Below are 21,538 nucleotides of genomic sequence, written 5' to 3'. Positions count from 1 at the left end.
GGACCGCGCGGCTCAGCGAGCGAGCTTCACGGCGCGGCCGAGCTTCCGGGACAGCACGGCCTCGAGCGTGCTCCAGAGCTCTTCGCCCGACTTCTGGGCCACCCAGCGGTCCTCGGACGGCCGGTAGTCGAAGTGCCACGCGGCCCGCTCGGCGGCCATCCAGATCTGCCGCGCCGCGCGGTGGCTGTTGACGACGTACTTGATGCCGTCCTCGAACTCCAGGGTGAGGATGCCGCTCTGCAGGTCGGCCTCGACGCCGTCGGGGATCTCGTTGATCGCTCGATCCAGCGCGTGCAGCGACCGATCGGCCACGTCGTCGAACTCTCGCTCCGATAGGGGCTCTCCGCTCATGCCGATCCGCTTACAACGGCGCGCGCCGAGGCGGTACGGGGAAGCGCCGGCGCCCCCTCACTCCCAGGGGATCGTGTAGAGCTTCACGTTGGTCATGGCCTTCATCGCCTCGACGACGCCCTCCTTGATCCCGATGCCGCTGTCCTTGATCCCCCCGAACGGCGACAGCTCGGACCGGTACCCCGGCACCTCGCGCACGTTCACCGTGCCGCAGCGGAGCTCCCGCACGAGCCTGTGGACGCGCCCCAGGTCGTTCGTGCAGACGCCGGCGGAGAGGCCGTAGCTCGTCCCGTTCGCGACCGCGATCGCCTCGTCGATGTCCTTCACCCGCAGGATGGGCGCGTGCGGGCCGAACGTCTCGTGCTGCACGGAGGGGGCGTCCCGCGGGACGTGATCCATCACGGTGGGGCCGTACAGGGCCCCGCGGCGCTCGTTCCCGAACAGCAGCCGGGCGCCGCGCGCGAGCGTGTCCTCGGCCGCCGCCTCGAGCTGCCGCGCCGCGGCCTCGGAGATCACCGTCCCCATGTCGGTCGCCGGATCGAGCGGATCGCCCACCTTGATCTGCGCCGACGCGGCGGCGAGGCGGCCGGCGAGCTCGTCGGCGACGCGCTCGCTCACGATGAGCCGCTTCACCGCCGTGCAGCGCTGCCCCGAGTTCCTGTAACAGCCGTACGCCGCGAGCCGCACGGCCTCGTCGAGATCCGCGTCGTCGAGCACGATGAGCGGGTCGTTGCCGCCGAGCTCGAGCACCGCGCGCCGGTAGCCGAGCAGGCCGGCGATGCGCTTGCCGATCTCGACCCCGCCGGTGAAGCTCACGAGCTCCACGGCGGGGTGGGTCACGAGCGCGCGCCCGATCTCCGCCGGATCGCCGGTCACGACGCTGAGCATGCCCGGCGGCAGCCCCGACTCGTGCAGCACCGACGCGAGGTAGATCGCGGAGAGGGGCGTCTTCTCCGACGGCTTGAGCACCATGGAGCTGCCGCTCGCGACGCTCGGCGCGACCTTGTGGGCGACCTGGTTGAGCGGGTGGTTGAACGGGGTGATCGCCGTCACCAGGCGGAGCGGCTCGCGCAGCGTGTACCCCCGCCGGGGCTTGCCGTTCGCCGAGATGTCGAACGCGAGGCACTGGCCGTCGTCGCGGAGCGCCTCGTACGCGGAGAAGCGGAGCACGTCGAGCGCGCGCCGCACCTCGTAGGCCGTGTCCTTGAGGCAGAGCCCGCTCTCCCACGTGATGAGCCGCGCCACCGCCGCCGCCTGCGCCTCGATGTGCGCCGCGGCGCGGAGCAGGATCTCGCTGCGCTCGTGGCGAGAGAGCCGCGGCGGGCCGGAGGACGCGCTCGCGAGCGCCTCCAGCACCGCCCCCTCGTCGAGCCTCGGCACGCTGCCGATCACCTCGCCCGTGAACGGGTAGCGCACGAGGATGCGCTCGTCCCGGGTCACCGGCCTTCCCCCGATCAGGCACGGAAAATGGAACGCTGGTCGATCGATTGAGAGCATCGAGCCCATCCCTGTCCCCCCTTCAGGCGCTCGATCGTCGGCGCTAGGCCACGGCGGTCGAGAGTCGGTTGAGCACCAGATCGAAGACGTCCGCGTTCGACAGCGCGCTCGGCCGGCCGTGCGCTGCGTCCGCGTCCGCGTCCGCCTTGGCCGCTTCCGCGCCGAGGAGCCAGGCGCGCTCTCCGGGCCGGAGCGGGTGGCTCGCGAGGATCGGCACCTCCGCCTCGTGCAGGCCGCCGTGGGACCTGAGCCCGCGCTGCACGGCGGAGAGGTCGTGGTAGGCCGCGCTCTTGCCGAGCACCGTGCTCCGATCGGCGAGGACCACGAGGTCGCCGATCCGATCCGGCGGCAGCGCGAAGCGCCGCGCGGCCTCCTCCCGGGGAAGGACGAGCTCCACGCCCGGGAGCCGCTCGAGGACCCGAGCGGCGCGCGCGCCGTCGTCCGGCGCGCCGAGGTACACGGTCGCGTACGACCCGAGCGCGCCGTGGTGCACGACGTACGGGTCGGTGATCGGCAGGAGCACGCGGAAGCCCGGGAGGCCGGCCTCGCGCAGGGCGTCGTCCAGGTAGCGCACGTTCGGCGAGCCGTCCGGCGCGGTCTTGTCGTTCATGCCGTGATCCGCGGTGATGCCGCAGACGAAGCCGGCGTCGAGGTACTCGCCGAAGAGGGCGTCGAAGCGGGCGTAGAACCGATCGGACATCGGCCCGCGCGGCGGCTCCTTGTGCTGCACGTAGTCGGTCAGCGACACGTAGAGCAGCGTGGCCGAGAGCCGCTCGTGCAGCGCGAGGCCCATCTCCATGGCGTAGTGGGAGATGTCCCAGTCGTAGATCGACGGGTTCTCGCGGCCGACCGCGGCGGTGATCGAGCCGATCCCGTGCTCCGGGATGGCCTGCTCGTGCGCCTTCTCCGCCGACAGCGAGATCGGGCGAGGGCCCCCCTCGCGGCAGGCGCCGAGGAGCGCGCGGAGCTTGTCCTTGGCCGTGACGCAGAGGGTCCTGACGCCCGCCTGCTCCATCTTCTCGAAGAGCGTCGGGACGCGCAGGAACCGAGCGTCGTTCATCGGCACCTCCTCCCCCGTGGCGGCGTCGAGGTAGGTGTTGCCCGAGATGCCGTGCACGCGCGCCGGCTGGCCGGTCACGATCGACACGTTGTTCGGGTTCGTGAAGCTCGGGACCTGGCCTCGGCCGCGCACGTACAGGCCGCCGGCGGCGAGCGTGCCCGCGAGCCGCGGCATCAGCCCGTCCGCGAGCGCCTGGTCGAGGTACTCCGGCCCGCAGCCGTCGACGCAGAACACCACCGTCTTGCGCGCGGGCAGCGCATAGCGCCGGTCGCCGAGTTCGATCATGCCGAACGCTGACACGCAGCGCGCGGGCCGAGAAGGGCCGTCGCTGCGCCGCCACAGGCGCTCCTCCGCCTCGAACGGCGGGCAGGGGAGCGGCGGTGCCTCAGTAGCCCGGCCAGGGATCGGCCGGCCTCGGAGGCGCCGGGACCGGCCGCTTGAAGCACATCACGCCGGCGTCGAGCGCCACGAGCTCCCAGCCGCCCTCGCCCCGCGCCTTCGCGATGGCGCGGGCCTCGTCCACGCCGTGCGCCTGCTCGCAGTCCTGCTCCCACCGCGGTGGGGGGACGCTCGGCGTGAGCCCCTGGGCGCGCACCCGTCCCGCCGCGAGCGCGACGGCCGCGCCCAGCACCAGACCGCCCAGCACGAGCGCGACCCTCTTGTTCATGGCGTCAGGGACATGGTGGTCCGCGCCGGGCACGACCGTCAAGCGACGCACCGAGGACGTTCGGCACGCCCGGCAGGATTCGAACCTGCGACCCGCGGCTTAGAAGGCCGCTGCTCTATCCAGCTGAGCTACGGGCGCTTGGACGACAAGCGCGTCTCTCGTACTGCATCGCGGACGCGGAATCGAGCGTCACGAGCGTCACGAGCGTCACGAGCGCCGTGGGCGTGGGGAGCGCCCCGGCGACGTCCGCTCAGGTCGACGCGGCCAGGCGCCGGACCTGCTCGCTGGTCCGGCCGTAACGCCGCTGTCGCCGGCTGTAGGTCGCGACCGCCTCTTCGAAGGTCGCCTCGGTGAAATCGGGCCAGAGCGTGTCGGTGAAGAACAGCTCCGCGTACGCGGCCTCGAAGAGCAGGAAGTCGCTGAGGCGCTTCTCTCCGCCGGTGCGGATGATGAGATCGGGATCCGGCATCGCGCTGGTCGTCAGGAAGTTCCGGAGCGACTTCTCGTTGATCTCCTCCGGGATGACCAGCCCGGCCCGCGCGCGGACCGCGAGCGCGCGCATGGCGTTCGCCATGTCGCGGCGACCGCCGTAGCTCAGCGCGAGCGCCAGGGTCATCTCGGTGCCCCCGGCGGTGTCCTCCACGAGCTTCTCCATCGCGCGCCGCGTCGGCGTCGGGATGTCCTCGAGATCGCCGACCACCTGAACCGCGATGCCTCGACGGATCAGCTCGTCGTGCTCCCCCTCGGCGAACTCCTGGCAGATGCGCATCAGCGCGTCGATCTCGTCCTTGGGCCTCGACCAGTTCGCCACGCTGAACGCGTACAGCGTGAGGTACGGGATGCCGCGATCGCGGCAGGCGCGCACCGAGAGGCGCACGGCCTGCGCCCCGTGCTGGTGCCCCCGCATGCGAGGGAGCCCCCGCGCCGCCGCCCAGCGGCCATTGCCATCGAGGATGATCGCGACGTGCTTGGGGAGATTGCTGGACGTCATGGGCTTTCCTGGGTGGGGACGACGACGGACTCTGCGCCGAGCATGAGCGCGGCAGGGGGGCCGACGGTGGTGCGATCGTGGAGGTTCTGTGGAGGATGGCGCGGGAGAGCTCAAGGCGCTTCGCCCGCTGACGGGTGCGCGAGCTCTTTGATACGGACACGCACACGCGCCCGCGCCCGCTCGCCGGACGACCGCCGCCGCGCCTTCGCACCACCGATCCGGTGCGCTGTCAAACCGAGGAAACCTCCCGGAAACCAAGAGGGGCGCCGGGGAGGGGCGGCGCGGCGAGAGAGCTCATCCTTTCACAGGATCAGGCCCCCGGCAGCGAGAGCTTGAACTCGACCTCGGGCGGCCCGCGGTGGGTGCACTCGGCCGAGCCGCTGTGGGCCTCGGCGATCGCCTTGACGATCGCGAGGCCCAGGCCGGTGCCGCCCCGGTCGGCGCGGGTCGTCACGAAACGGCGGAAAAGGCGGCCCGCGACGTGCCGCCCGATCTCGCCGCGGTTGCGGATCGAGATCGCGACCTGTCCGCCCACGCGAGACACGGCGATCTGGACGGGGGCCGCGGCGTCGCCGTGCGTGCGCGCGTTGTCGAGCAGGTTGTCGAGGGCGCGCGACAGCCACTGCTCGTCGCCGCGCACCGCCGCCGAGCTCGGCGTGTCGAGCTCGACGCGGCTGCCGCGCTCTCGCGCCCGCGCCGCGGCGGCCTCTGCGATCGTGACCAGGTCGACCACCGCGGCGTGCTCGACGCCGCGCGCCTCGAGGCGCGCGAGCGACAGGAGCTCCCCGAGGAGCGCCTCGATCCGCGTGGTCGCCTCGCGGATGCGCGCGACGAAGCGGGCGGCCTCCTCGGCGTCGTCGAGCGGGCCCTCGGAGAGCACCTCGGCGCTCGCGCGGATCGCGGCGACGGGGTTCTTGAGCTCGTGCGAGAGATCCGCGGCGAACGTCTCGACGAAGGGGCGGCCCTCGATCTGGCGCCGCATCGAGTCGATGGCGCGCGTCAGCCGCTGGACCTCGCGGCCCTGCGCCGGCGGCGTCGCCGCGCGCACCTCGCCCTCGCTCACGCGCACCGCGAACTCGGTGAGCGCCTCGATCGGCGTCGCGATGGTGCGGCCGATCAGGAACGACGAGATCGCCGCCGCGGCGCCGAGCACCGTGCTGAGCACGAGGATCGGCGGGGCGAAGTCGGCGACCATCCGCTGCACCACGATGGTCGGCTTCACGACCTGCACGCTGCCGACGCGCTGGCCGCGGACCTCTATGGGCGCGGTCACGAAGACGGTCCCGGGCTCGCCCGGCGAGGCGCCGCGCGCCCGGAGCACGCGGCCCTCGGGATCGAGCAGCGCGATGCTCTGGGCGGTCGGGCCCTCGGCCTCGCCGTCGAGCGCGCGCACCGCCGCGAGATCGACGCCGCGCACCTCCATCTCCATCGCGGCCACGGCGGCGAACGCGGCCGCCTCGTCGCGCGCGCTGCCCTCGGCGAGCAGCGTCGCGCGCGCCTCGATGCGATCGATGACGAGCAGCCCGAGCCCGAACGCGAACGCGCCGACGATGCCGCCGAGCGCGATGAAGATCTGCATCCGGATGCTCATCCCCGCCGTCCGGGCGCGGACGAGGCGGGAGGCGAACAGCGCGACGAGCAGGATGAGCGAGACCGCCGCCGCCGCGGTGACGACGAGGCGCAGCACGCGTCAACCGCCGCCTTCCGCGGGGCCCGGCTTGTCCGCGACGCGGTAGCCGACGCCGCGCACCGTCTCGATGAGGTCGGCGTCGCCGCCGGCCTCGACGACCTTCTTCCGGAGCCCCTTCACGTGCGAGTCGATGGTCCGGTCGGTGATCGCGAACCCGTCGCCCCAGACGCGATCGATGAGCTGCGCGCGCGTGAAGACCCTGCCCGGCGCGGCCAGCATGCAGGCGAGCAGATCGAACTCGACGCGGGTGAGGTCGACCTTCTGGCCGCTCACGTACGCGCGCCGCGTGGCCTCGTCGACGACGAGCGGCAGCGGCGCCGACGCGCCGGCGGACGGCGAGGGCCGCGCGGCGCGGCGCAGGACGGCCCGCACCCGCGCCACGATCTCCCGGGGGGAGAACGGCTTGGTCACGTAGTCGTCGGCGCCGGTCTCGAGCGCGGCGACGCGGTCGGCCTCGCTGTCGCGGCTCGACAGGACGATGATCGCGGCGCGCGCCGCCCTCCGCCGCGCCTGGCCGATCAGGTCGAAGCCGCTGCCGTCGGGGAGCATGAGATCGAGGATGATGAGGTCGGCCTTGTCGATCTCCCGCTCCGCGGCCGCGAGCGTGGTGGCGACGGTGGCCGCGAACCCGTCGCGGCGCAGGAAGTAGGCGATCGACTCGGCGATGGCCGGCTCATCCTCGACGACCAAGACCTTGGCCATGGTCGGTGAGCCTAGAACGGCGCGGCGGACGCGTCGACATCGACCGGTCGGCGGGCCTGGCCGGCCCCGCCCTTGCGGGGGCTCGCGGCGTCGCGAGCGCCGCGTTCGTGCGCGCTCAGGCGTGCGGGATCGCCGCGTTGACGAGCTCGCGCACGACGCCGAGCAGCCGCTCGTAGTGCTCCGGGATGGGCCGCAGGCCGGCGCAGTGGACCACGAGCCCGCCAGGCCGGAGCTCGAGGTGCCCCTGGAAGCCGCGGCGGGCGAGGAGCTTGCGCAGCCGCGGATGGAACGCGCCTGAGGCCTCGCGCTGGGAGGCGGCGAAGGTCGTCACGTGGGCGTCCCAGAGCGCATCGTCGAGGGTGACCCGGGGCGGGGGAGCGCTCTCGATGAAGGCGACGCGCGTCAGGAAGTGCTCGCCGACGCGCATCGAGGCGCGGCGCTGGAGCGCCGGGTGCGCCGCGAAGCCGAGCAGCGTCCGCTCGAGGGGCTCGGCTTCGCCCTCGGCGTACCAGGGCTCGGCGATCACCGCGTGCCCGGGGTTCGCCGTCCACGTGCACGCGGAGAGGTAGGCGGAGGGGGGCGCGATCGTGTCGTAGGGCTCCCAGCGGCGGAACCAGGCCTCGTCAGGGCGCGCGGTGAAGGCGAGGCCGCGCCGGGCAGCCCACGCCGCGATGTGCTCGGATCCCAGCGGAGGCGGCATGGATGGCGAGGTTAATCGGCGCGGCGTCGCCTCGGAAGCCTCCGGCGCCATGCGACCGCGAGCGCCCCGGCGCCGAGCGAGAGCCAGGACGCGGCGCCCGCGGCCGCGCCGTTCCCGGGCGCGTCGCAGGAGCATCGGCCGTAGATGCCGACCGTCGTCGAGGTCGTTGCGTCGTCGTCGTCGTCGTCGTCGTCGCTGCCCGGCGGGGCTCCAGGGGTTCCAGCGCCTCCGTGACCTGCGGTCGTGATGGGCGCGCCGCCGGCGTTACCGGCGCCGCCGCCGCTCCCGCCTGCGCCGCCGCGGCCGCCCGTGCCGCCGCCTTCACCGCCGCTCCCGCCTTCACCGCCGCTGCCTGCGCCGCCATCGCCGCCTGCGCCGCCGCCGCCCGTCTCGCCGCCGTCGTCCGCGCAGCGGGTGAGATGGAGGGGGCGCTTGCGCGTGCAGTCCGTCGGCGACGCGCAGCGGGGATCGGAGAGCGCGGGCGGCGCGCCTGTGCCGCCGATCTCGCCCAGGTCAGGGTAGGCGACCTCGGTCCTCTCCCAGCGCCCCCCGGTGTGCTCCATCCAGCCGAACACCCGCTCCTGGTACGGAACGGCGCCGCCGATCGCCGGGTCGTAGACGCCGCGGCCCGCGTCGTAGTTGGGGTTGTTCGGGTTGTTGACGTACGCGAGCCCGTTGTAGGCCCACACGGCGCTGTACCAGTGCTCGATGAACGCGGGTTGCCGGTCGCCGACGCAGCGCGTGGCCCTCCACTTCGAGGCCAGGATCTGGGTGCCGGTGGCCGCGTTGTAGGTCGGCTCCGCGGCCACGCGGCGCGGATCGAAATCCGGGCTGTCGCCGCGCCGCATGCCGCTCGTGATCTGCGAGGCGCCGTAGCCGCAGTCGAAGGAGATGATCGTCCTCGAGCTCCCCCCCGCCTGGTCCATGGGCCTGTCCGGCGCGCAGAACTGCTGCCACCCCGACTCCTGCATGGCGATCGCCTTGAGCAGCTCGCAGGGGAACGTGGCGGGAACGTCGCGCCGCGCCTCGGGCAGACCGCAGCCCTGGCCGAGGCCGAAGGCCGGCGGGCCTGCGTCGCCCCAGGCATCGGGGCCCCGCGAGACGCGGTCGAAGATGGCGTTCCACTCCGCGACGGAGGGGTTGATCCCGGGCACGGCCTCGATCGCGCAGCCGCGATCGTTGTACGCGCTCGACGCGGTGAAGCAGGGGCAGTACGCGGCGCGCGCGGCCGGCGCGACCAGCGCGGCCGCGGAGAGCGCCGCCGGGATCAGGAGAAGGCGGCCCCTCACGGCTCCTCCTTCGCGGCGGTGAAGCCGGCGACGGCGATGCGCGCGCCGGGGGGCGCAGGGATCGCGGCGACCTCGCCGCTCTCCACCCGGATCGCGAAGGGGACGGCGAACGCGGACGGGCTCGTGTGCAGCGCCGCCACCCACGCCGCGTCCTGCGAGACGGCCTGGATGGCGTCGATGCCGGGGCCGAGCGGGCCGCGGACCGTGGCGCGCGCGCCGACGACGAACAAGCCGGTGGCGCGCTCGGGCGTGTACGCGAGCCCGCCGCCCGGCCAGGCGTACGGGGCGAGGCCGTGGCTCGCGCTCGCCTCGAGCCGGGTGCGCTTGCCCCGGGCGAGATCGATCCGATCGATGACCCACAGGCCAGGGTTGGTCTCGTGCCGCTCCTGGAACACGAGCGCGCCCGCCGCGGCGTCGATCGAGAAATCGCGCGCGAACGGCGGGATCGACGGGGCGATCACCCGCGTCGCGCCGGAGTCGGGGTCCACGAGGACGATGTCGGCCGACGCCGGGGAGACGCGGTAGAGGACGAGCTCGCCGTTCCACGCGCCGGCGAGGAAGGCGAGGTGGCCGGCGTGTCGGTGCACGGTGCGGATCGCGCCGGTGGCGAGGTCGACCTCGTCGATGGTGAGCGCGTCGACCCGGAGCTGCGCGGGGTTGTTGTCGGGCTGCGGCTCCGGGCCGGCGACGCCGCGCGAGACGAAGACGCGCCCCTCGGCGGTGACGAGCGGGCGGCTCGCGTGGACCACGCCGTCGCAGAGCGCGACGGGCTCTGCGCCCGGCAGGATCCGGAAGAGGCTCGAGTTGAACGAGCGGTCGCTGGACGGGCTCGTCTCGGCGGTCGCGACCACGAGCCGCGTCCGCGGGACGACGCGGGCGCGGACCACGGCGTCGCTCAGGTGCCGGAGCGTGGCGAGCGCGGGACCGGCCTTGGCTCCGCCGATCGGCGCGATGTGGAGCGTGGTCCGGGCCGCCCCCGGAGGCGTCGCGAGGATCGCGACGCTGGGTGGCGCGGAGAGATCGGCGGGCGCCGCGACGGCCGTGGGCACGAGGAGACGGCCGACCCGCGAGATCGCGGGCGCAGGGGCGTCGCCATCGGCGAGCACCGCCGTCATCGTACCCGTCAGCGCGGCGAGCAGCGCGCAGGGGAGCGCGATCCTGTGCAGACGGCGCCGTGTCAGGGGCGAGCGGGCGTAGGAGCTGAGAAGCACGACAGGAGAGTAGACGATGCGCCGGTGAGCGCTCGCTCGCGAGCGCGGTGGTCGCTTGCCAGCCTCTGCCGCCCCTCCGCCCCGTGCGACCGGGGCGCCCGACCACGTCGCCGTCGCGCCCGGCGCCAGGTCGCCAGCTCTCAGAAGCGGCCGGCCATGCCGAGCCCGGCCGCGCCCGGTCCAGCGACCGGCGTCAGCTGGATCTTGCTGGGCCAGGGCTGGTTGAAGCCGAGCTCCCAGATGAGGCCACCGGCGACGCCGGCGGCACCCAACCCGAGCAGCACGCCGCCGACCGTCGCGTGCGTGCGCCCCTGATTGCCCCTCTCGGCCACCTCCTCCGCGCAGCCCTTGCGCGACGGGCAACGATCCTCGGCGGCGCCGATGTCCGCGAAGCCGCTCGAGGTCAGGATCCCGCCGACCAGCAGCGTGACGACCCCGGCGCCCGTCGCGACCCACGGCGAATAGCCGTAAGGCGGCTGCGGCGGAGGCTCCTCCTTGGGGCGGTCCGGGATCGCCGAGGCGGTGGGGGCCGTCGGGAGCACCGCCGGCGCCGACGCGGACGCGCTCGCGCTGGCGCTCGGCGCCGGCCGGAGGGCGTTCTTGAGGTTCTGGATCTTGTCCTGGATCGTCTGCGCGTCGCTCGCGTCCGGCGTACGGGCCAGGTAGGTCTCCAGCGCCGTGACCGCCTCGGCCCGCTCGCCCTTCTTCTCGTAGGCGTTGGCGATGTTGATCAGCACGCCGTGCGCCGAGCAGTCGAGCTGGTAAGCGTCCTTCCAGTACTGGATGGCGCGATCGTAGTCAGCGCGCTCGTAGAACTGCGTGGCGGCCTTGTGCGCCCCCTTGGCGCCTTCCAGATCGGCGGGGGTCGCCGTGCGGTAGCACTCGGGGTATTCGACGGCCGGATCTCCTGCTAAGGCCAACCCCGCGGCGAGGAATATCCCCGCGCCGAGACCGACCAGCCAAGTCCGAAGCACACGCATCCGAGCCGCCCTCCGAGAAGTGGCCGCAGCATACTGATCCGCTTCGCCGGCAGCGAGAAAAAGGAATAGTTGCGGACCTCGAGGCAATGCGTTCGGCCTGCCGACCGGCGTGGAGAGCGCCGAGCGGAGCGGCGGCCAGGGGAGCGGGACAGGAGCGCCGAGCGAAGCGACGGCCGGGGGACGGCATGGGACGCCGAGCGAGGCGGCGGCCGCGGGAGCGGGACGGGAACGCCGCCGGCGCGAGGGCGGCCGGCCGGCGCGTCGAGGAACGGTCCCGGCGCTCGCTTGGTTTCCGGTTCTGCTAGTCTCGCCCGGTGATGCTCCCCGAGAAGAAGCAGATCCTCGTCGTGGATGACGAGGCGAACCTCCGGCGGGTCCTCAGCGCCCAGCTCGGCCGGGATGGCTACGAGGTCCACACCGCGGAAGACGGCGAGGAGGGGCTCGCGTTCCTGAAGGAGCACCACATCGATCTGGTCATCACCGATCTCCGGATGCCCAAGGTCGACGGCATGGACCTGCTCCGCGCCGCGCTCCGCGACGACCCGTCGCGGCCTGTGGTGCTGCTCACGGCGCACGGGACCGTCGACAACGCCGTCGAGGCGCTCAAGACGGGCGCGTTCGACTACATCACGAAGCCGTTCGATCAGAACGAGGTGCGCGTCGTCGTGAAGAAGGCCCTCCGCACCCGCGATCTCGCGAGCGCGGACGCGACGCGGGACGTCTCCGCGGCGCAGCCCCGGGGGGGCTCCGACCGGTTCGGCATCATCGGCGAGAGCCCGCCCATCCAGGAGCTCTACGCGATCCTCGAGCGGGTCGCCGACACGCCGACCACGGTGCTCATCAGCGGCGAGAGCGGCACCGGGAAGGAGCTCGTCGCGCGGGCGCTGCACGAGAACTCCGGCCGCCGCGACCGGCCGTTCATCAAGGTCAACTGCGCGGCCATCCCGAAGGACCTCATGGAGTCGGAGCTCTTCGGCTACGAGCGCGGGGCCTTCACCGGCGCGGTCGCCTCCAAGCCGGGGCGCTTCGAGCTCGCCTCCGGCGGGACGCTCTTCCTCGACGAGATCGGCGAGATCCCGAACGAGATGCAGGTGAAGCTCCTGCGCGTCCTGCAGGAGAGCGAGTTCGAGCGGGTCGGGGGCATCAAGACCATCCACGTCGACGTCCGGCTCGTCGCCGCAACCAACCGCGACCTCAAGCGGGAGATCGCGGCGGGCACGTTCCGGGAAGACCTCTTCTACCGGCTCAACGTCGTCCCGATCGCGCTCCCCGCGCTGCGCGACCGGAGGAGCGACATCCCCCACCTCTGCGCGCACTTCGTCGCGAAGTTCAACGCGCGCCTCAAGAAGAGCATCGAGAGCATCGAGCCCGAGGCGCTCGAGCGCCTGGCCTCGCACGCCTGGCCGGGGAACATCCGCGAGCTCGAGAACGTCGTCGAGCGGGCGCTGCTCTTCGCCGACGGCGCGCGCATCCGCCTCGACGACCTGCCGGAGGAGATCCGCGGCGGCGCCACGTCGGCGTCCGGCGTGTCGCTGCCGCTCGCGGCCGCCGCCGCGGACACCTCCGCCGCGCCGTCGACGCCCGACGGCCTCAAGGAGCAGGTGAAGGCGGCGATGAGCAAGCTCGAGCGCGACCTCATCGAGCGCGCCCTCAAGCAGACGCACGGCAACGTCACCCACGCCGCGCGGCTCCTCAAGATCTCGCGCAAGGGGCTCCAGCTCAAGATGAAGGAGCTGAACCTCCGCGAGCGCGACGCCGAGTGAGCCCGTGGGCCTCGGCGAGCAGCGCTCCGTCCGCGCGCCGAGGGGAAAGGCCCTCGCCGCCGCCTCGCTCGCCGGCCTCCTCGCGGCCTCTCCCGGCTGCGATCGCGGCGGCGCCCCGCCGGGCACGGACGCCGAGCTCGACGCCGCCCCGCCCTGGGACGTGAGCCAGACCGAGCCGGAGCCGCGCCCCGGCATGGCGTGGATCCCGAAGGGCGTGCTCATCGCGGGCACGCCGCCGGACCGGCTGCCGCGCATCGCCGACGAGGAGATGGCGGGCGCGCAGGTCGTGATGCACGGCTTCTACATCGACATCTTCTCGTACCCCAACGAGGTCGGCGCGATCCCGACCACGAACATCGCGCAGGACGAGGCGCGCGCGCTGTGCGAGGCGCAGGGCAAGCGCCTCTGCACGGAGCTCGAGATCGAGCGGGCCTGCAAGGGGCCGGACAACACGACGTACGAGTACGGCGACACGTACAAGGCGTCGGTCTGCGCGACCGGGCAGAGCCGGGTCCTGACGCCCAACGGGGTGAACGCCGGGTGCGTGAGCGCGTTCGGGGTGCACGATCTCCATGGCGGCGTATGGACCTGGACCTCGAGCCAGTGGCAGCGGGACAGCGGCAAGCCGGGGCTCGTCACGCTGCGCGGAGGCAACGGGCCGACCGGCGATCTCGTGGGGCGATGCGCCCACGGGCGCGGCGCCAAGCCGGACACGCGCCGCCCCGAGGTCGGCGTCCGCTGCTGTGCCGGCGAGGTGAACAGCTTCGAGGTGGTGCTCGAGGTGACGCGCGATCGCCCGCTCCGGCTGGAGCGGCTCGTCGACGCGCGCGCGGCGGCGCAGCTCGCGGCGCTCGCGCCGGAGGAGGTGCGCAACGCGTCCCGGGCCGGGTCGGCCGAGGGGGCGTTCCGCGTGGAGCGCATGTGGACCTGGCACCCCCGGGGCAACGAGGAGCTCGTGCTCGGCGGCGGCTGCGTGCGGCCGGCCGGGGTGAGCGGGGCGCCGCGCGGCCGCGCCAAGCGCGCGAAGCGGGCGCGCCCGGGCGATGGGACGACGTGCGGGCTCCTCATCGCCCGGATGCGCATGAGCGCGCCGGCGCTGCTCGCGTTCGTCCCGTCGGATCTCTGGGAGCCCACGATCGGCGAGACGGACTCGCCGCGCGAGCTCTTCCTGTACGGCGGCGATGCGCTGGGCGCGTTCCGCCGTCGGATCACCTACGAGTGGGGCAAGATCGGCGTCGCCGACAAGGAGCGCAAGCGCAAGCACAAGGGCCGCCGCGGGCTCTCGTACGACTGAGGCCCCTCGGCGTCGCGACGAGCGCGCCGGGGCTCGCGGTCGCGACGGGTGGCGCTGGCGCGCGGCGGCGCCACATTCCGGCGGCGCGCTCCGGCCCGTGGCACATTCGCCTTGCGCCCGGGCGCCTGGAAGGGCAGCGCTAGCAGCGCGCGTCGCCGCCGCCCCGTCCGCACGCTCCTCCGATGACCCGCCCGCACGACCCCGAACCGCGCGACGCGCCGAGCAAGCGTCCGGACGATCCCGCGCGGCGGCGCGCAGCCGTCGCGCTCGGCTGCGCGCGGCTCCGCGGCGCGCGGGGCGGGCGGCTCGGCGTCGCCATGGCGGCGCTCATCTCGCTGGGGTGCGGCGTCACGGCGCTCGTGCTCCGGCTGGACGACGGGACGACGTCGCTGGAGGCGCTGCTCGGGTCCGCGGCGCGCGGGCTCGCGTGGGCGGCCGCTGGCCCCATCGCCCTCGCCGCGGCGCACGATCGCCCGGGGGCCGACCGCCGCGACGGCATCGAGGCGCTCGCCGCCGCGCGGGGGATCTCGCGGGCCTCGCTCCACGGCGTGCGCAGCCTCGCCGCGATGCTCGAGGTCGCGCGCGTCGTCGCGCTCCCGCTGGCCGCGCTCTCGGCGCTCGCGGCGCTCCTCTCCGGCTCGCTGCTGCTCGGCCTCCAGCACCTCGCGTACGGCGCCGCGCTCGCCCTGTTCGGCGTGGTCTCCGGCGTGACGCTCGGCGGCCTCGCCGCGGCGAGCGGCCGCGTCGCCGGGGCGCGAGGGCGCGCCCTGTTCCTGGTGCTGACCCTCGTCCCCTGGGGGCTCGCCGATCTCGCCGGCGACTCGAGGTGGTCGATCCCGGGGGCGCTCGGCGCGTTCCTCTCCTTCGCGGCCCGCTCGGCGGGAGGCCCTGCAGGATGAGCCTGGGCGCTCCTGTCGTGGTGCTCGAGGGCGTGCGCGCGCGCGACGGCGCCGGCGAGGAGGGGCGCCCTCGGGGGGGCCTCTCGGGCCTGTCCTTGGCGCTCGGCCCGGGCGTGCACGCGGTGCTCGGCGCCCCGGAGGACGGGACGCTCGCCCTCGCGGAGGTGCTCGCTGGGCGCGCGGCCCCCCTCGCCGGCCGCGTCCTCGTGGCGGGGCGCGACCCGTGCCGGAGCGCGGCGACGCGGGCGCGGATCGGCGTCCTGGCCGCCACCCCGGAGCTGCCCGACGGCGCGTCGGTGGCGTCGTGCATGTCGGTCGCGCTCCGGGCCCGCGGCGCGCCCGCGAGCGGCGCCGCGGCGCTCCTCGAGCCGCTCGGCGTCGCGCCGCTCCTCGCCCGCCGCACGGCCTCGCTGAGCTTCTCCGAGGCCCGGGCGGTCGAGCTGTCGCTTGCCCTCGGGGTGCCGCGGCCGCTCCTGCTCTGCCTCGTCGAGCCGTTCGCCGACGTCGCCTTGCCGTCTCCGGAGCCGGTCCGAGAGCGCCTGCGCGCCCTCGCTGCGGCTGGCGCGTGCGTCGTGCTCGTCACGTCCTCGACCGTCGACGCGAGCGCCCTCGCCGACCGCATCCACGTGCTCGATCGCGGCGTCATCGCGCGGACCGAGCCCGGCGCCGGCGAGCGCCTCGCCGCTGCCCCGGGCGCGGACCCGCCGGGCGCGGGGCGGCCCGAGGTCGAGATCCACGTGCTCGTCCACGAGCGGGCGCCCGACGCGCCCGGCGCTCGCGCGCTCGCCGCGGCGCTCGCGAGCGCTCCCGCCGTGCGCGCGGGCGCGTGGGAGCAGGGGCCGGCGGAGGCGTCGTCGACGCTGCGGATCCGGGCTGCGGACAGGGAGGCGGCCGCGCTCGCGATCCTGGATGCGGCCGCGAGGGAGGACGTCACGCTCGTCGCGATCTCCTCGCCGCCCCCGTCGATGCACGACGTGCGGGCGGCGACCGCGCTGCACCTGGCCGCCGTTCGCTCGCGCCGGCCCTTCGGCGCACCTGCGATCGACGACGCTGCCCCGCTGCCGGGCGCGCCCGAGGGGCCGTTTGCGGTGGCGGCGTTCGACGCGCCGGCGCCGCTCGACCCGGCAGCGCCGCTCGGCCGGCCGTCGGACGGTCCGTCCGCGCCCGCTGGTGTGCCGCTGCCGGCGCACGGCGATGCCGCTGCCGGCGGGCCGATCGGGGCCGACCCGCCGGGGGCCGACGGTTCGCCGCACGCCACGGAGACAGGACGCCACGATGGTGGGTGAGAGCGCATCGAGCGCCGCAGCGCGGCCGCTTCCTCCCGCGGAAGGGGGGGCCGAGCGGGGCGGGCGCGCGCTGACGGGCGTTCGCCTCGGGATGGAGATGACCCTGAGCCGCCTCCGCGCGCGGCGCCCGCTGCTTTCGTTCGGGCTCGGCGCCGCGCTCGCGGTCGCGGCCGCAGTCATCGAGATCGCGTTCGGGTCTTCCGGGGCCGTGGACCGGGCGCTGCTCTCCACGTTCCGCCTCGCCACGCCGCTCACGATCTTCGCCCTCGCCGCCGACGCCGCCGATCGCACCACGCTGCGCGACGCGGCCTGGCCGGCGGCCCGCTTCGGCGCCTCGTCCCACCATGTCGCGCTCGGCATCGCCTTGGCCACGGCCCTCGCTTCCGCCCTCGTGGGAGCGCTGCTCGCCGTCGTCGTCGTCGCCGTCGCTCATCGCCCCGGCGCTGCGCCATTCATCCGAGACATGCTCGTCAGTGGGTGGATCGGCGCGCTCACCGGAGCCGCCTACGCTGGCTGGTTCTCGCTCGGTGCGACCTTCTTCCGGCGCGGCCTCGGCCGCTTCGTGCCGCTCGCGGCCGATCTCCTGCTCGGTGGCTCGGTCGGGGTGATCGGCGCACTGTTGCCCCGGGGCAACGCCGTCAACCTCCTCGGCGGCCCGTCGCCGCTCGGGTTCGGGCAGCCCGCGAGCGCCGCCCTGCTCGCGTCGAGCGCCCTCGTCCTCGCGCTCGCCGCGGCGGCTCGCTGCAGGGAGTAGCGCGCGGGCCGGGGTCGCGGGAGCTCGGCTCGCCTTGCCCCGACCGGCTGCTTGACGTCCACCGCGATGGCGTGCGCGGCGCAAGAGGGATGGCTTCATCCGCTCGTTCACGTACTCTTCAGGGAATGACTCAGGAGCACGGGGACGACGAGGCCACCAAGGCGGTCAACGCGCCTCGATCGGTCCTGCTCGTCGGCTCGTCCGAGGCGCTGGCGGCGCGCTGCAGGGGGATGTGCCTGCGGGCTCGCGTCATGCTCATCGTCGAGAGCGACCTGGCGGCGCTGACGAACACGGCTGTGGAGCGGAAGCCGCTCGCGCTCCTGTTCCCCGACGACATCTACGCCTTCGACAGCGCGGAGTTCGACGCCCTGGCGCGCGACATCCAGGCTGCTGTGGTGACCCTCGAGCCTGGCGTCACGGACGAGGTCATCGAGGCGCGGCTCGCGGAGGCGCTGCTCCGAGCCGAGCTCCTCCGGCAGCCCGAGCCGTCGTCGAGCCGCTACGTGCTCGTGCCCGACGGCCCCCGCCGCTCCAAGCGTCGCTGACCGGCGCGCCCTTGCATGATGATGAAAAGGAGCTCCATCCCATGAGCGAGCTGCACATCGACCCGAACGCGTCCCGCCTGACGATCCACACCCGAGCCGTGGGGATGCTCGCGCGCCTGGCGCACGACCTCGAGATCACGGCGTCCGAGGTGCGCGGTCGGGCGCGGCTCGACGGCGAGTCATGGACCGCCGAGATCGAGGTCCCCGTGGCCAGGCTCTCCGTCGCGGGGGTCCTGCGCGGCGATCGCGTCGATCCCGACGCGCTCTCGGCGGGAGATCGCGGCGACATCGAGCGGCGCCTGCGGGGCGAGGTGCTCGCGGGGACCGAGATCGTGGCGGTGCGCGCCTCGGGGGCCACGCGTGACCGCGCCGAGGTGCGCGTCCAGGTCGCCTCGGGGAGCGCCTCGCTGGTGGCGCGGCTCTCCTCGCGCGATCGCGGCGACGGCGCGATCGGGGTGACGGGTACCTGTCAGCTGTCGATGGCTGCGCTCGGCGTGCGCGAGGTCAAGGGGCCGCTCGGCGCCTTCAAGGTGCGGGACGAGCTCGACATCCTCTTCGATCTCACTCTGCGTCCGGCGGGCTAGGCGGCTCGGACGGGAGCTCGGGCGCCGCGTCGCCGCGCGGGCAGGCGCCGTGGACCTGGTAGGGTTTGCCGGCGATCCGCTTCGCGAGCGAAGCCCCGCGCCAGGCGACGTACGCCTTGTTGAAGTCGAGCAGCTGGTCGGGGGCGAAGTACGGGTTCTTCGTCTTGCCCAGCGTGACCAGCGTGAGCACCTGCTCCGCCACGCTCACGGGGCAGCCCTCGAGCCGGAGGGTGGTCTCGTTCCGGGCCATCGCGAGCTTGGTCGTCACCTTCACCATCTTCGCGAGGACGTCGTCGTGCTTCGCGGTGTAGGGGTCCCGCGCGCTCCGCTCCCGGTACAGGCTCTCGATGCTGACCAGCTGATCGCCGATCTTCCCTTTGTACGTCGCGCAGTCGCCGATGAAGATCACCTTCTCGCCCGGCTTCGCGTCGATGGGGCCCTCGTAGGCGCCGAACACGACGTGCATCCGCGGCATCTTCGCGTCGCATTCCTTGTCGTACTCGCGCAGGATCTCGATCGCCTCCTCGATGGCCCCTGGACAGCCGCCCCAGCAGTAGTCGGTGCGCTCGGGCTCGGGCGGAGAGCCCGCGTAGGCCGTGATGTTCGTGCCCTCGAAGTACTTCTCGACGCGGACGAGGCCCACCTTGAACCCCTTGGCCTTGTGCTTCGCCTCCTCGAGCGTCACGTCCCCCGTGATCTCGATCTCGCCGAGGTCCATCGGGCCGAAGCCGCGCTCCGACGCCAGGCGGATGTGCTCGACGCTCCTCGGATCGACGCCGATGATCTGGCAGCAGACCGAGTCGAACGCGACCTGGTTGTTCCCCATGATGATGAGGCCCAGGTCGAACGGCGAGGGCGTGAGCATCCGGCCCTCGCCCGCGGTGATGGCGTCGATCGCGATGAACTGCGGCTGCACGATGTACTGGAGGTCGGCGACCTTCTCGTTCAGCCGGTGATCGTGATCGATGAGCCTGTGCCGATCGTCCTGGATCCCGATGTAGTTCTTCATCGAGAAGGTCACGGTGGTCCAGGGGTGCGACTTGAACTTGGGGCAGTTCACGAAGAAGTCGGCCTTCGCGACGGGCTCCGGCGTGAACACGTAGTCGCGCAGCCGGCCCTCGTGCGTGAGGGGGATCTCGACCTGCTGCTCTTCCTCGAAGTGGTAGTGCTTGACCCCGGTCCGGCGGAACATCGGGTAGTAGCCGGCGCTCTCGTACGTCATGCGGGTCGGGAGCGTGATGCCGCACCGCTCCCCGACGGCGAGCTCTCTCACGCGCCCGTCGTCGCGATCCTTGAGCGCGCCGATCACCCCCTCGACGAACTCGGGCCGCGTGTACGCGTGCGGAAAGTGCGTTCCCGACGCGACGACGTTGGGCTTGATGAGCGTCCGGCCGTGCGGGCGCAGCGAGAGCTCTTCGAGACCGCTGCGCACGATGCTGCGGATCTTCGCCACGTCATACGTCGAGCAGCGGCGCAGAATTACACGAGGGCGCGACGTAATTTTCATAGAAGGCCAGCGTATGGGTGGCGCTGAGCCATCGCAACACGCGACGCTGGACGGGCCGCGCCGCGCCGCCGCTACAGAACAGCCTGGGCGTTCGCTGTTGGACGGATCGTCGTGGCTCAGCCCGTGCGTTCGCCGCCGACGAGCCGCGCCAGCTCGGCGCGGACCTCGCGCGTCGCATCGATGAGCCGGCCTTCGATCTCGTAGGTGCGCTCACCGGGCGCCGTGTCGCTGGGCTCGGTGGATGTGCGCAGGCGGCACCGGGCGACCTTCACCCGGATCGCCGTCCCTGTCGGCTGGAGCGAGCCCTCGACGCGCGCTCCGGGCGCCGAGGAGGCAGTCGAGTGGAGCCGGACGCGATCGTCGTCGATCTCGACGAGCTCTGCCTCGCCGCCCTTGGACCAGGTGAGGTGCGACGTCATTCCGGCCTCCGCAGCCCGGCGCTCCGCGCGCGGGCGGCGCCGCCGCGGGCCCGCTCCATCGCCGCGCGGGCTTCGCGGGTGGCGTCCTTCTCTTTCAGGCTCTCGCGCTTGTCGACGGTCTTCTTCCCCTTCGCGAGGGCGATCTCGGCCTTCACGCGCCCGTTCTTGAAGTAGAGGCGGGTCGCGATCACGGTCATGCCCTCCCGCTCCACGCTCTTGCGGATCGCCTCGATCTCGCTCTCGTGCAGCAGCAGCTTGCGCGGGCGCTTCGCCTCGTGCCCGAAGGCGGCGCCGGACATCACGGGGATGTTGACCCCTTTCAGGAACGCCTCCCCGTTCTCGATGGCGCACCAGCTGTCGGTGAGCTCGGCCGCGCCGTCGCGGAGCATCTTCACCTCGCTGCCGAGCAGCACCAACCCTGCCTCGAACCGATCGTCGAGGGTGTAGTCGAACGTCGCGCGCTTGTTGCGCACGATGAGCTTCTCCCCCTCTCGCTCCTTCTCTTTGCCAGCGCGGCTCACGCGGCCGCATAGCGCGCGCGCCGCCGCCTGTCCACACCGCTTCACAGGGCTGCGCGAGCGGCGCCGCTGCGGCGCGCCGCTCGCGCGGCGCGTCCCGCGGCGGTGGCGGCGTCCTCGCTTGACGCCGATCGCCGCCGCTCGTCCAATGGTCCTTTCGCACGACCTGCCGTCAGCCTGGAGGACTCAGTGAATCGCGGACTGCGCTTTTCGGCCTGGCTCGGGGCGATCGTGGTGAGCTCTGCGCTGCTCCCCGGGTGCAGCTGCAGCTGCGGCGTCGCCGCGGACGGCGGCACCGTGGACGGCGATGGGGGGTGGGGCGGCGGCGGGCAGGGCGGCGATGGGCACGGCGGCGGCGGGCAGGGCGGCGATGGGCACGGCGGCGGGCAGGGCGGGGGCGCGCAGACGCCCAGGCGCGTCGGGGCGACCGAGACGGTGACGGCCGGCGAGGTCGCGAGGAGCTCGCGCTACCGCATGGTGTTCACGCTCGGGCAGCCGACGCAGAACCAGGGGACGTCGACCTCACCCAAGGTGCGGATGCGAGGAGGGCTCATCGGAGCCGACGGGAGCCTGCCATGACGCGGAAGGTCCCATGGGCCCTTGGCGGTTCGCTTCCCCGGCCGACGTCCCGCAGTAGAGCTGGCCGCCGCGCCTGCCGGCGCGCCTGCCGCGCTCGGCTTGCCGGGTCGTCCGAGCGTCGTGCGCACCCGCGCCCGCACCCCTCGCCACCGACCGTGATAATTCGACGGCACAGAACGCAATGCCGCAGCACGCTGGGTCGGCACGCCGCCCACGTACGATCGTTCGCGACGATGGGCTGAAAGGGGGCTA

22 protein-coding genes and 1 tRNA gene are annotated in these 21,538 nt (G+C 73.6%); 8 read left to right on the top strand and 15 right to left on the bottom strand.

What is annotated here, in order from left to right; all coding sequences use genetic code 11:
- Positions 1 to 12 precede the first annotated feature (12 nt).
- The 12 genes from cyaY to ACSRUE_RS35350 form a co-directional block, all read right to left on the bottom strand.
- A complete protein-coding gene (gene cyaY / locus ACSRUE_RS35405) occupies positions 13 to 351 on the bottom strand; it encodes an iron donor protein CyaY (protein WP_441287442.1) in 339 nt (112 codons plus the stop codon).
- A 57-nt stretch (positions 352 to 408) separates the two neighbouring features.
- Positions 409 to 1,848, bottom strand: coding sequence for a phosphonoacetaldehyde dehydrogenase (gene phnY, locus ACSRUE_RS35400; RefSeq protein WP_441287441.1), 1,440 nt, complete (start codon positions 1,846 to 1,848; stop codon positions 409 to 411).
- Positions 1,849 to 1,891: 43 nt separating this feature from the next.
- Complete coding sequence (phnA, locus tag ACSRUE_RS35395; protein ID WP_441287440.1) at positions 1,892 to 3,193, bottom strand: phosphonoacetate hydrolase; 1,302 nt, start codon at positions 3,191 to 3,193, stop codon at positions 1,892 to 1,894.
- Positions 3,194 to 3,293: 100 nt separating this feature from the next.
- On the bottom strand, positions 3,294 to 3,575 hold the full coding sequence (locus ACSRUE_RS35390; RefSeq protein WP_437768609.1) for a hypothetical protein: 282 nt from the start codon (positions 3,573 to 3,575) through the stop codon (positions 3,294 to 3,296).
- A 64-nt stretch (positions 3,576 to 3,639) separates the two neighbouring features.
- Positions 3,640 to 3,713: transfer RNA gene (locus ACSRUE_RS35385), tRNA-Arg, on the bottom strand.
- 112 nt (positions 3,714 to 3,825) lie between these two features.
- Complete coding sequence (gene uppS / locus ACSRUE_RS35380; protein ID WP_437768608.1) at positions 3,826 to 4,566, bottom strand: polyprenyl diphosphate synthase; 741 nt, start codon at positions 4,564 to 4,566, stop codon at positions 3,826 to 3,828.
- Between the two features lie 310 nt (positions 4,567 to 4,876).
- Positions 4,877 to 6,253 carry a histidine kinase dimerization/phospho-acceptor domain-containing protein gene (locus tag ACSRUE_RS35375; protein ID WP_441287439.1) on the bottom strand — a complete coding sequence of 459 codons (1,377 nt, stop codon included), beginning with the start codon at positions 6,251 to 6,253 and terminating at the stop codon, positions 4,877 to 4,879.
- Positions 6,254 to 6,256: 3 nt separating this feature from the next.
- Positions 6,257 to 6,958, bottom strand: a complete 702-nt coding sequence (locus ACSRUE_RS35370) for a winged helix-turn-helix domain-containing protein (RefSeq protein ID WP_437768606.1) — start codon at positions 6,956 to 6,958, stop codon at positions 6,257 to 6,259.
- A gap of 115 nt (positions 6,959 to 7,073) precedes the next feature.
- Positions 7,074 to 7,658 (bottom strand): hypothetical protein, encoded by a 585-nt coding sequence (locus ACSRUE_RS35365; RefSeq protein ID WP_437768605.1) that lies wholly within the window; start codon positions 7,656 to 7,658, stop codon positions 7,074 to 7,076.
- An 11-nt stretch (positions 7,659 to 7,669) separates the two neighbouring features.
- Complete coding sequence (locus ACSRUE_RS35360; RefSeq protein ID WP_441287438.1) at positions 7,670 to 8,947, bottom strand: hypothetical protein; 1,278 nt, start codon at positions 8,945 to 8,947, stop codon at positions 7,670 to 7,672.
- On the bottom strand, positions 8,944 to 10,158 hold the full coding sequence (locus ACSRUE_RS35355) for a hypothetical protein (protein WP_441287437.1): 1,215 nt from the start codon (positions 10,156 to 10,158) through the stop codon (positions 8,944 to 8,946). The genes ACSRUE_RS35360 and ACSRUE_RS35355 overlap by 4 nt, the downstream gene beginning before the upstream one ends.
- A 140-nt stretch (positions 10,159 to 10,298) precedes the next feature.
- Positions 10,299 to 11,078, bottom strand: coding sequence for a tetratricopeptide repeat protein (locus tag ACSRUE_RS35350; RefSeq protein ID WP_441287436.1), 780 nt, complete (start codon positions 11,076 to 11,078; stop codon positions 10,299 to 10,301).
- A gap of 377 nt (positions 11,079 to 11,455) precedes the next feature.
- Here ACSRUE_RS35350 and ACSRUE_RS35345 point away from each other — a divergent pair, with 377 nt between their 5' ends.
- The 7 genes from ACSRUE_RS35345 to ACSRUE_RS35315 all read left to right on the top strand — a co-directional run bounded on the left by ACSRUE_RS35345 (position 11,456) and on the right by ACSRUE_RS35315 (position 18,263).
- The gene (locus tag ACSRUE_RS35345; protein WP_437769859.1) at positions 11,456 to 12,901 is read left to right on the top strand and encodes a sigma-54-dependent transcriptional regulator; all 1,446 of its coding nucleotides are present in this window, start codon (positions 11,456 to 11,458) and stop codon (positions 12,899 to 12,901) included.
- Between the two features lie 4 nt (positions 12,902 to 12,905).
- Positions 12,906 to 14,195: a formylglycine-generating enzyme family protein gene (locus ACSRUE_RS35340; protein ID WP_441287435.1), complete on the top strand. Its 1,290-nt coding sequence runs from the start codon at positions 12,906 to 12,908 to the stop codon at positions 14,193 to 14,195.
- A 182-nt stretch (positions 14,196 to 14,377) separates the two neighbouring features.
- A complete protein-coding gene (locus ACSRUE_RS35335) occupies positions 14,378 to 15,094 on the top strand; it encodes a hypothetical protein (protein ID WP_441287434.1) in 717 nt (238 codons plus the stop codon).
- Positions 15,091 to 16,380, top strand: coding sequence for an ABC transporter ATP-binding protein (locus ACSRUE_RS35330; RefSeq protein ID WP_441287433.1), 1,290 nt, complete (start codon positions 15,091 to 15,093; stop codon positions 16,378 to 16,380). The genes ACSRUE_RS35335 and ACSRUE_RS35330 overlap by 4 nt, the downstream gene beginning before the upstream one ends.
- On the top strand, positions 16,370 to 17,134 hold the full coding sequence (locus ACSRUE_RS35325; protein ID WP_441287432.1) for a hypothetical protein: 765 nt from the start codon (positions 16,370 to 16,372) through the stop codon (positions 17,132 to 17,134). Before ACSRUE_RS35330 ends, ACSRUE_RS35325 begins: the two co-directional genes overlap by 11 nt.
- Before the next feature lie 125 nt (positions 17,135 to 17,259).
- The gene (locus tag ACSRUE_RS35320) at positions 17,260 to 17,679 is read left to right on the top strand and encodes a hypothetical protein (RefSeq protein WP_272103474.1); all 420 of its coding nucleotides are present in this window, start codon (positions 17,260 to 17,262) and stop codon (positions 17,677 to 17,679) included.
- 41 nt (positions 17,680 to 17,720) lie between these two features.
- Positions 17,721 to 18,263, top strand: a complete 543-nt coding sequence (locus tag ACSRUE_RS35315; protein ID WP_441287431.1) for a hypothetical protein — start codon at positions 17,721 to 17,723, stop codon at positions 18,261 to 18,263.
- Here the strand turns inward: ACSRUE_RS35315 and ACSRUE_RS35310 are convergent.
- From ACSRUE_RS35310 to smpB, 3 genes are all read right to left on the bottom strand, one after another.
- Positions 18,241 to 19,770 (bottom strand): DUF362 domain-containing protein, encoded by a 1,530-nt coding sequence (locus ACSRUE_RS35310; protein WP_441287430.1) that lies wholly within the window; start codon positions 19,768 to 19,770, stop codon positions 18,241 to 18,243. The genes ACSRUE_RS35315 and ACSRUE_RS35310 overlap by 23 nt on opposite strands.
- Positions 19,771 to 19,886: 116 nt before the next feature.
- Positions 19,887 to 20,189: a hypothetical protein gene (locus tag ACSRUE_RS35305; RefSeq protein ID WP_437768594.1), complete on the bottom strand. Its 303-nt coding sequence runs from the start codon at positions 20,187 to 20,189 to the stop codon at positions 19,887 to 19,889.
- Positions 20,186 to 20,710 (bottom strand): SsrA-binding protein SmpB, encoded by a 525-nt coding sequence (gene smpB / locus ACSRUE_RS35300; RefSeq protein ID WP_441287429.1) that lies wholly within the window; start codon positions 20,708 to 20,710, stop codon positions 20,186 to 20,188. Before smpB ends, ACSRUE_RS35305 begins: the two co-directional genes overlap by 4 nt.
- 186 nt (positions 20,711 to 20,896) lie before the next feature.
- Between smpB and ACSRUE_RS35295 the strand changes: the two genes are divergently transcribed.
- Positions 20,897 to 21,286 carry a hypothetical protein gene (locus tag ACSRUE_RS35295; protein ID WP_441287428.1) on the top strand — a complete coding sequence of 130 codons (390 nt, stop codon included), beginning with the start codon at positions 20,897 to 20,899 and terminating at the stop codon, positions 21,284 to 21,286.
- Positions 21,287 to 21,538 lie beyond the last annotated feature (252 nt).

The organism is Sorangium sp. KYC3313 (assembly GCF_052075895.1).
GTDB classification, from domain to species: Bacteria; Myxococcota_A; Polyangia; order Polyangiales; family Polyangiaceae; genus Sorangium; species Sorangium cellulosum_B.
This window is presented reverse-complemented; position numbering and strand designations above follow the sequence as displayed.

Excerpts from the sequence above, each read along its gene's own strand:
- ACSRUE_RS35305 (WP_437768594.1), bottom strand. The coding sequence starts at position 20,189 with ATGACGTCGCACCTCACCTGGTCCAAGGGCGGCGAGGCAGAGCTCGTC.
- ACSRUE_RS35320 (WP_272103474.1), top strand. The coding sequence starts at position 17,260 with ATGACTCAGGAGCACGGGGACGACGAGGCCACCAAGGCGGTCAACGCG.
- ACSRUE_RS35345 (WP_437769859.1), top strand. The coding sequence starts at position 11,456 with ATGCTCCCCGAGAAGAAGCAGATCCTCGTCGTGGATGACGAGGCGAAC.
- ACSRUE_RS35310 (WP_441287430.1), bottom strand. The coding sequence starts at position 19,770 with ATGAAAATTACGTCGCGCCCTCGTGTAATTCTGCGCCGCTGCTCGACG.
- cyaY (WP_441287442.1), bottom strand. The coding sequence starts at position 351 with ATGAGCGGAGAGCCCCTATCGGAGCGAGAGTTCGACGACGTGGCCGAT.
- ACSRUE_RS35325 (WP_441287432.1), top strand. The coding sequence starts at position 16,370 with ATGGTGGGTGAGAGCGCATCGAGCGCCGCAGCGCGGCCGCTTCCTCCC.
- ACSRUE_RS35365 (WP_437768605.1), bottom strand. The coding sequence starts at position 7,658 with ATGCCGCCTCCGCTGGGATCCGAGCACATCGCGGCGTGGGCTGCCCGG.
- ACSRUE_RS35335 (WP_441287434.1), top strand. The coding sequence starts at position 14,378 with ATGACCCGCCCGCACGACCCCGAACCGCGCGACGCGCCGAGCAAGCGT.
- ACSRUE_RS35370 (WP_437768606.1), bottom strand. The coding sequence starts at position 6,958 with ATGGCCAAGGTCTTGGTCGTCGAGGATGAGCCGGCCATCGCCGAGTCG.
- ACSRUE_RS35390 (WP_437768609.1), bottom strand. The coding sequence starts at position 3,575 with ATGAACAAGAGGGTCGCGCTCGTGCTGGGCGGTCTGGTGCTGGGCGCG.
- phnY (WP_441287441.1), bottom strand. The coding sequence starts at position 1,848 with ATGCTCTCAATCGATCGACCAGCGTTCCATTTTCCGTGCCTGATCGGG.
- phnA (WP_441287440.1), bottom strand. The coding sequence starts at position 3,193 with ATGATCGAACTCGGCGACCGGCGCTATGCGCTGCCCGCGCGCAAGACG.
- ACSRUE_RS35315 (WP_441287431.1), top strand. The coding sequence starts at position 17,721 with ATGAGCGAGCTGCACATCGACCCGAACGCGTCCCGCCTGACGATCCAC.
- uppS (WP_437768608.1), bottom strand. The coding sequence starts at position 4,566 with ATGACGTCCAGCAATCTCCCCAAGCACGTCGCGATCATCCTCGATGGC.
- ACSRUE_RS35330 (WP_441287433.1), top strand. The coding sequence starts at position 15,091 with ATGAGCCTGGGCGCTCCTGTCGTGGTGCTCGAGGGCGTGCGCGCGCGC.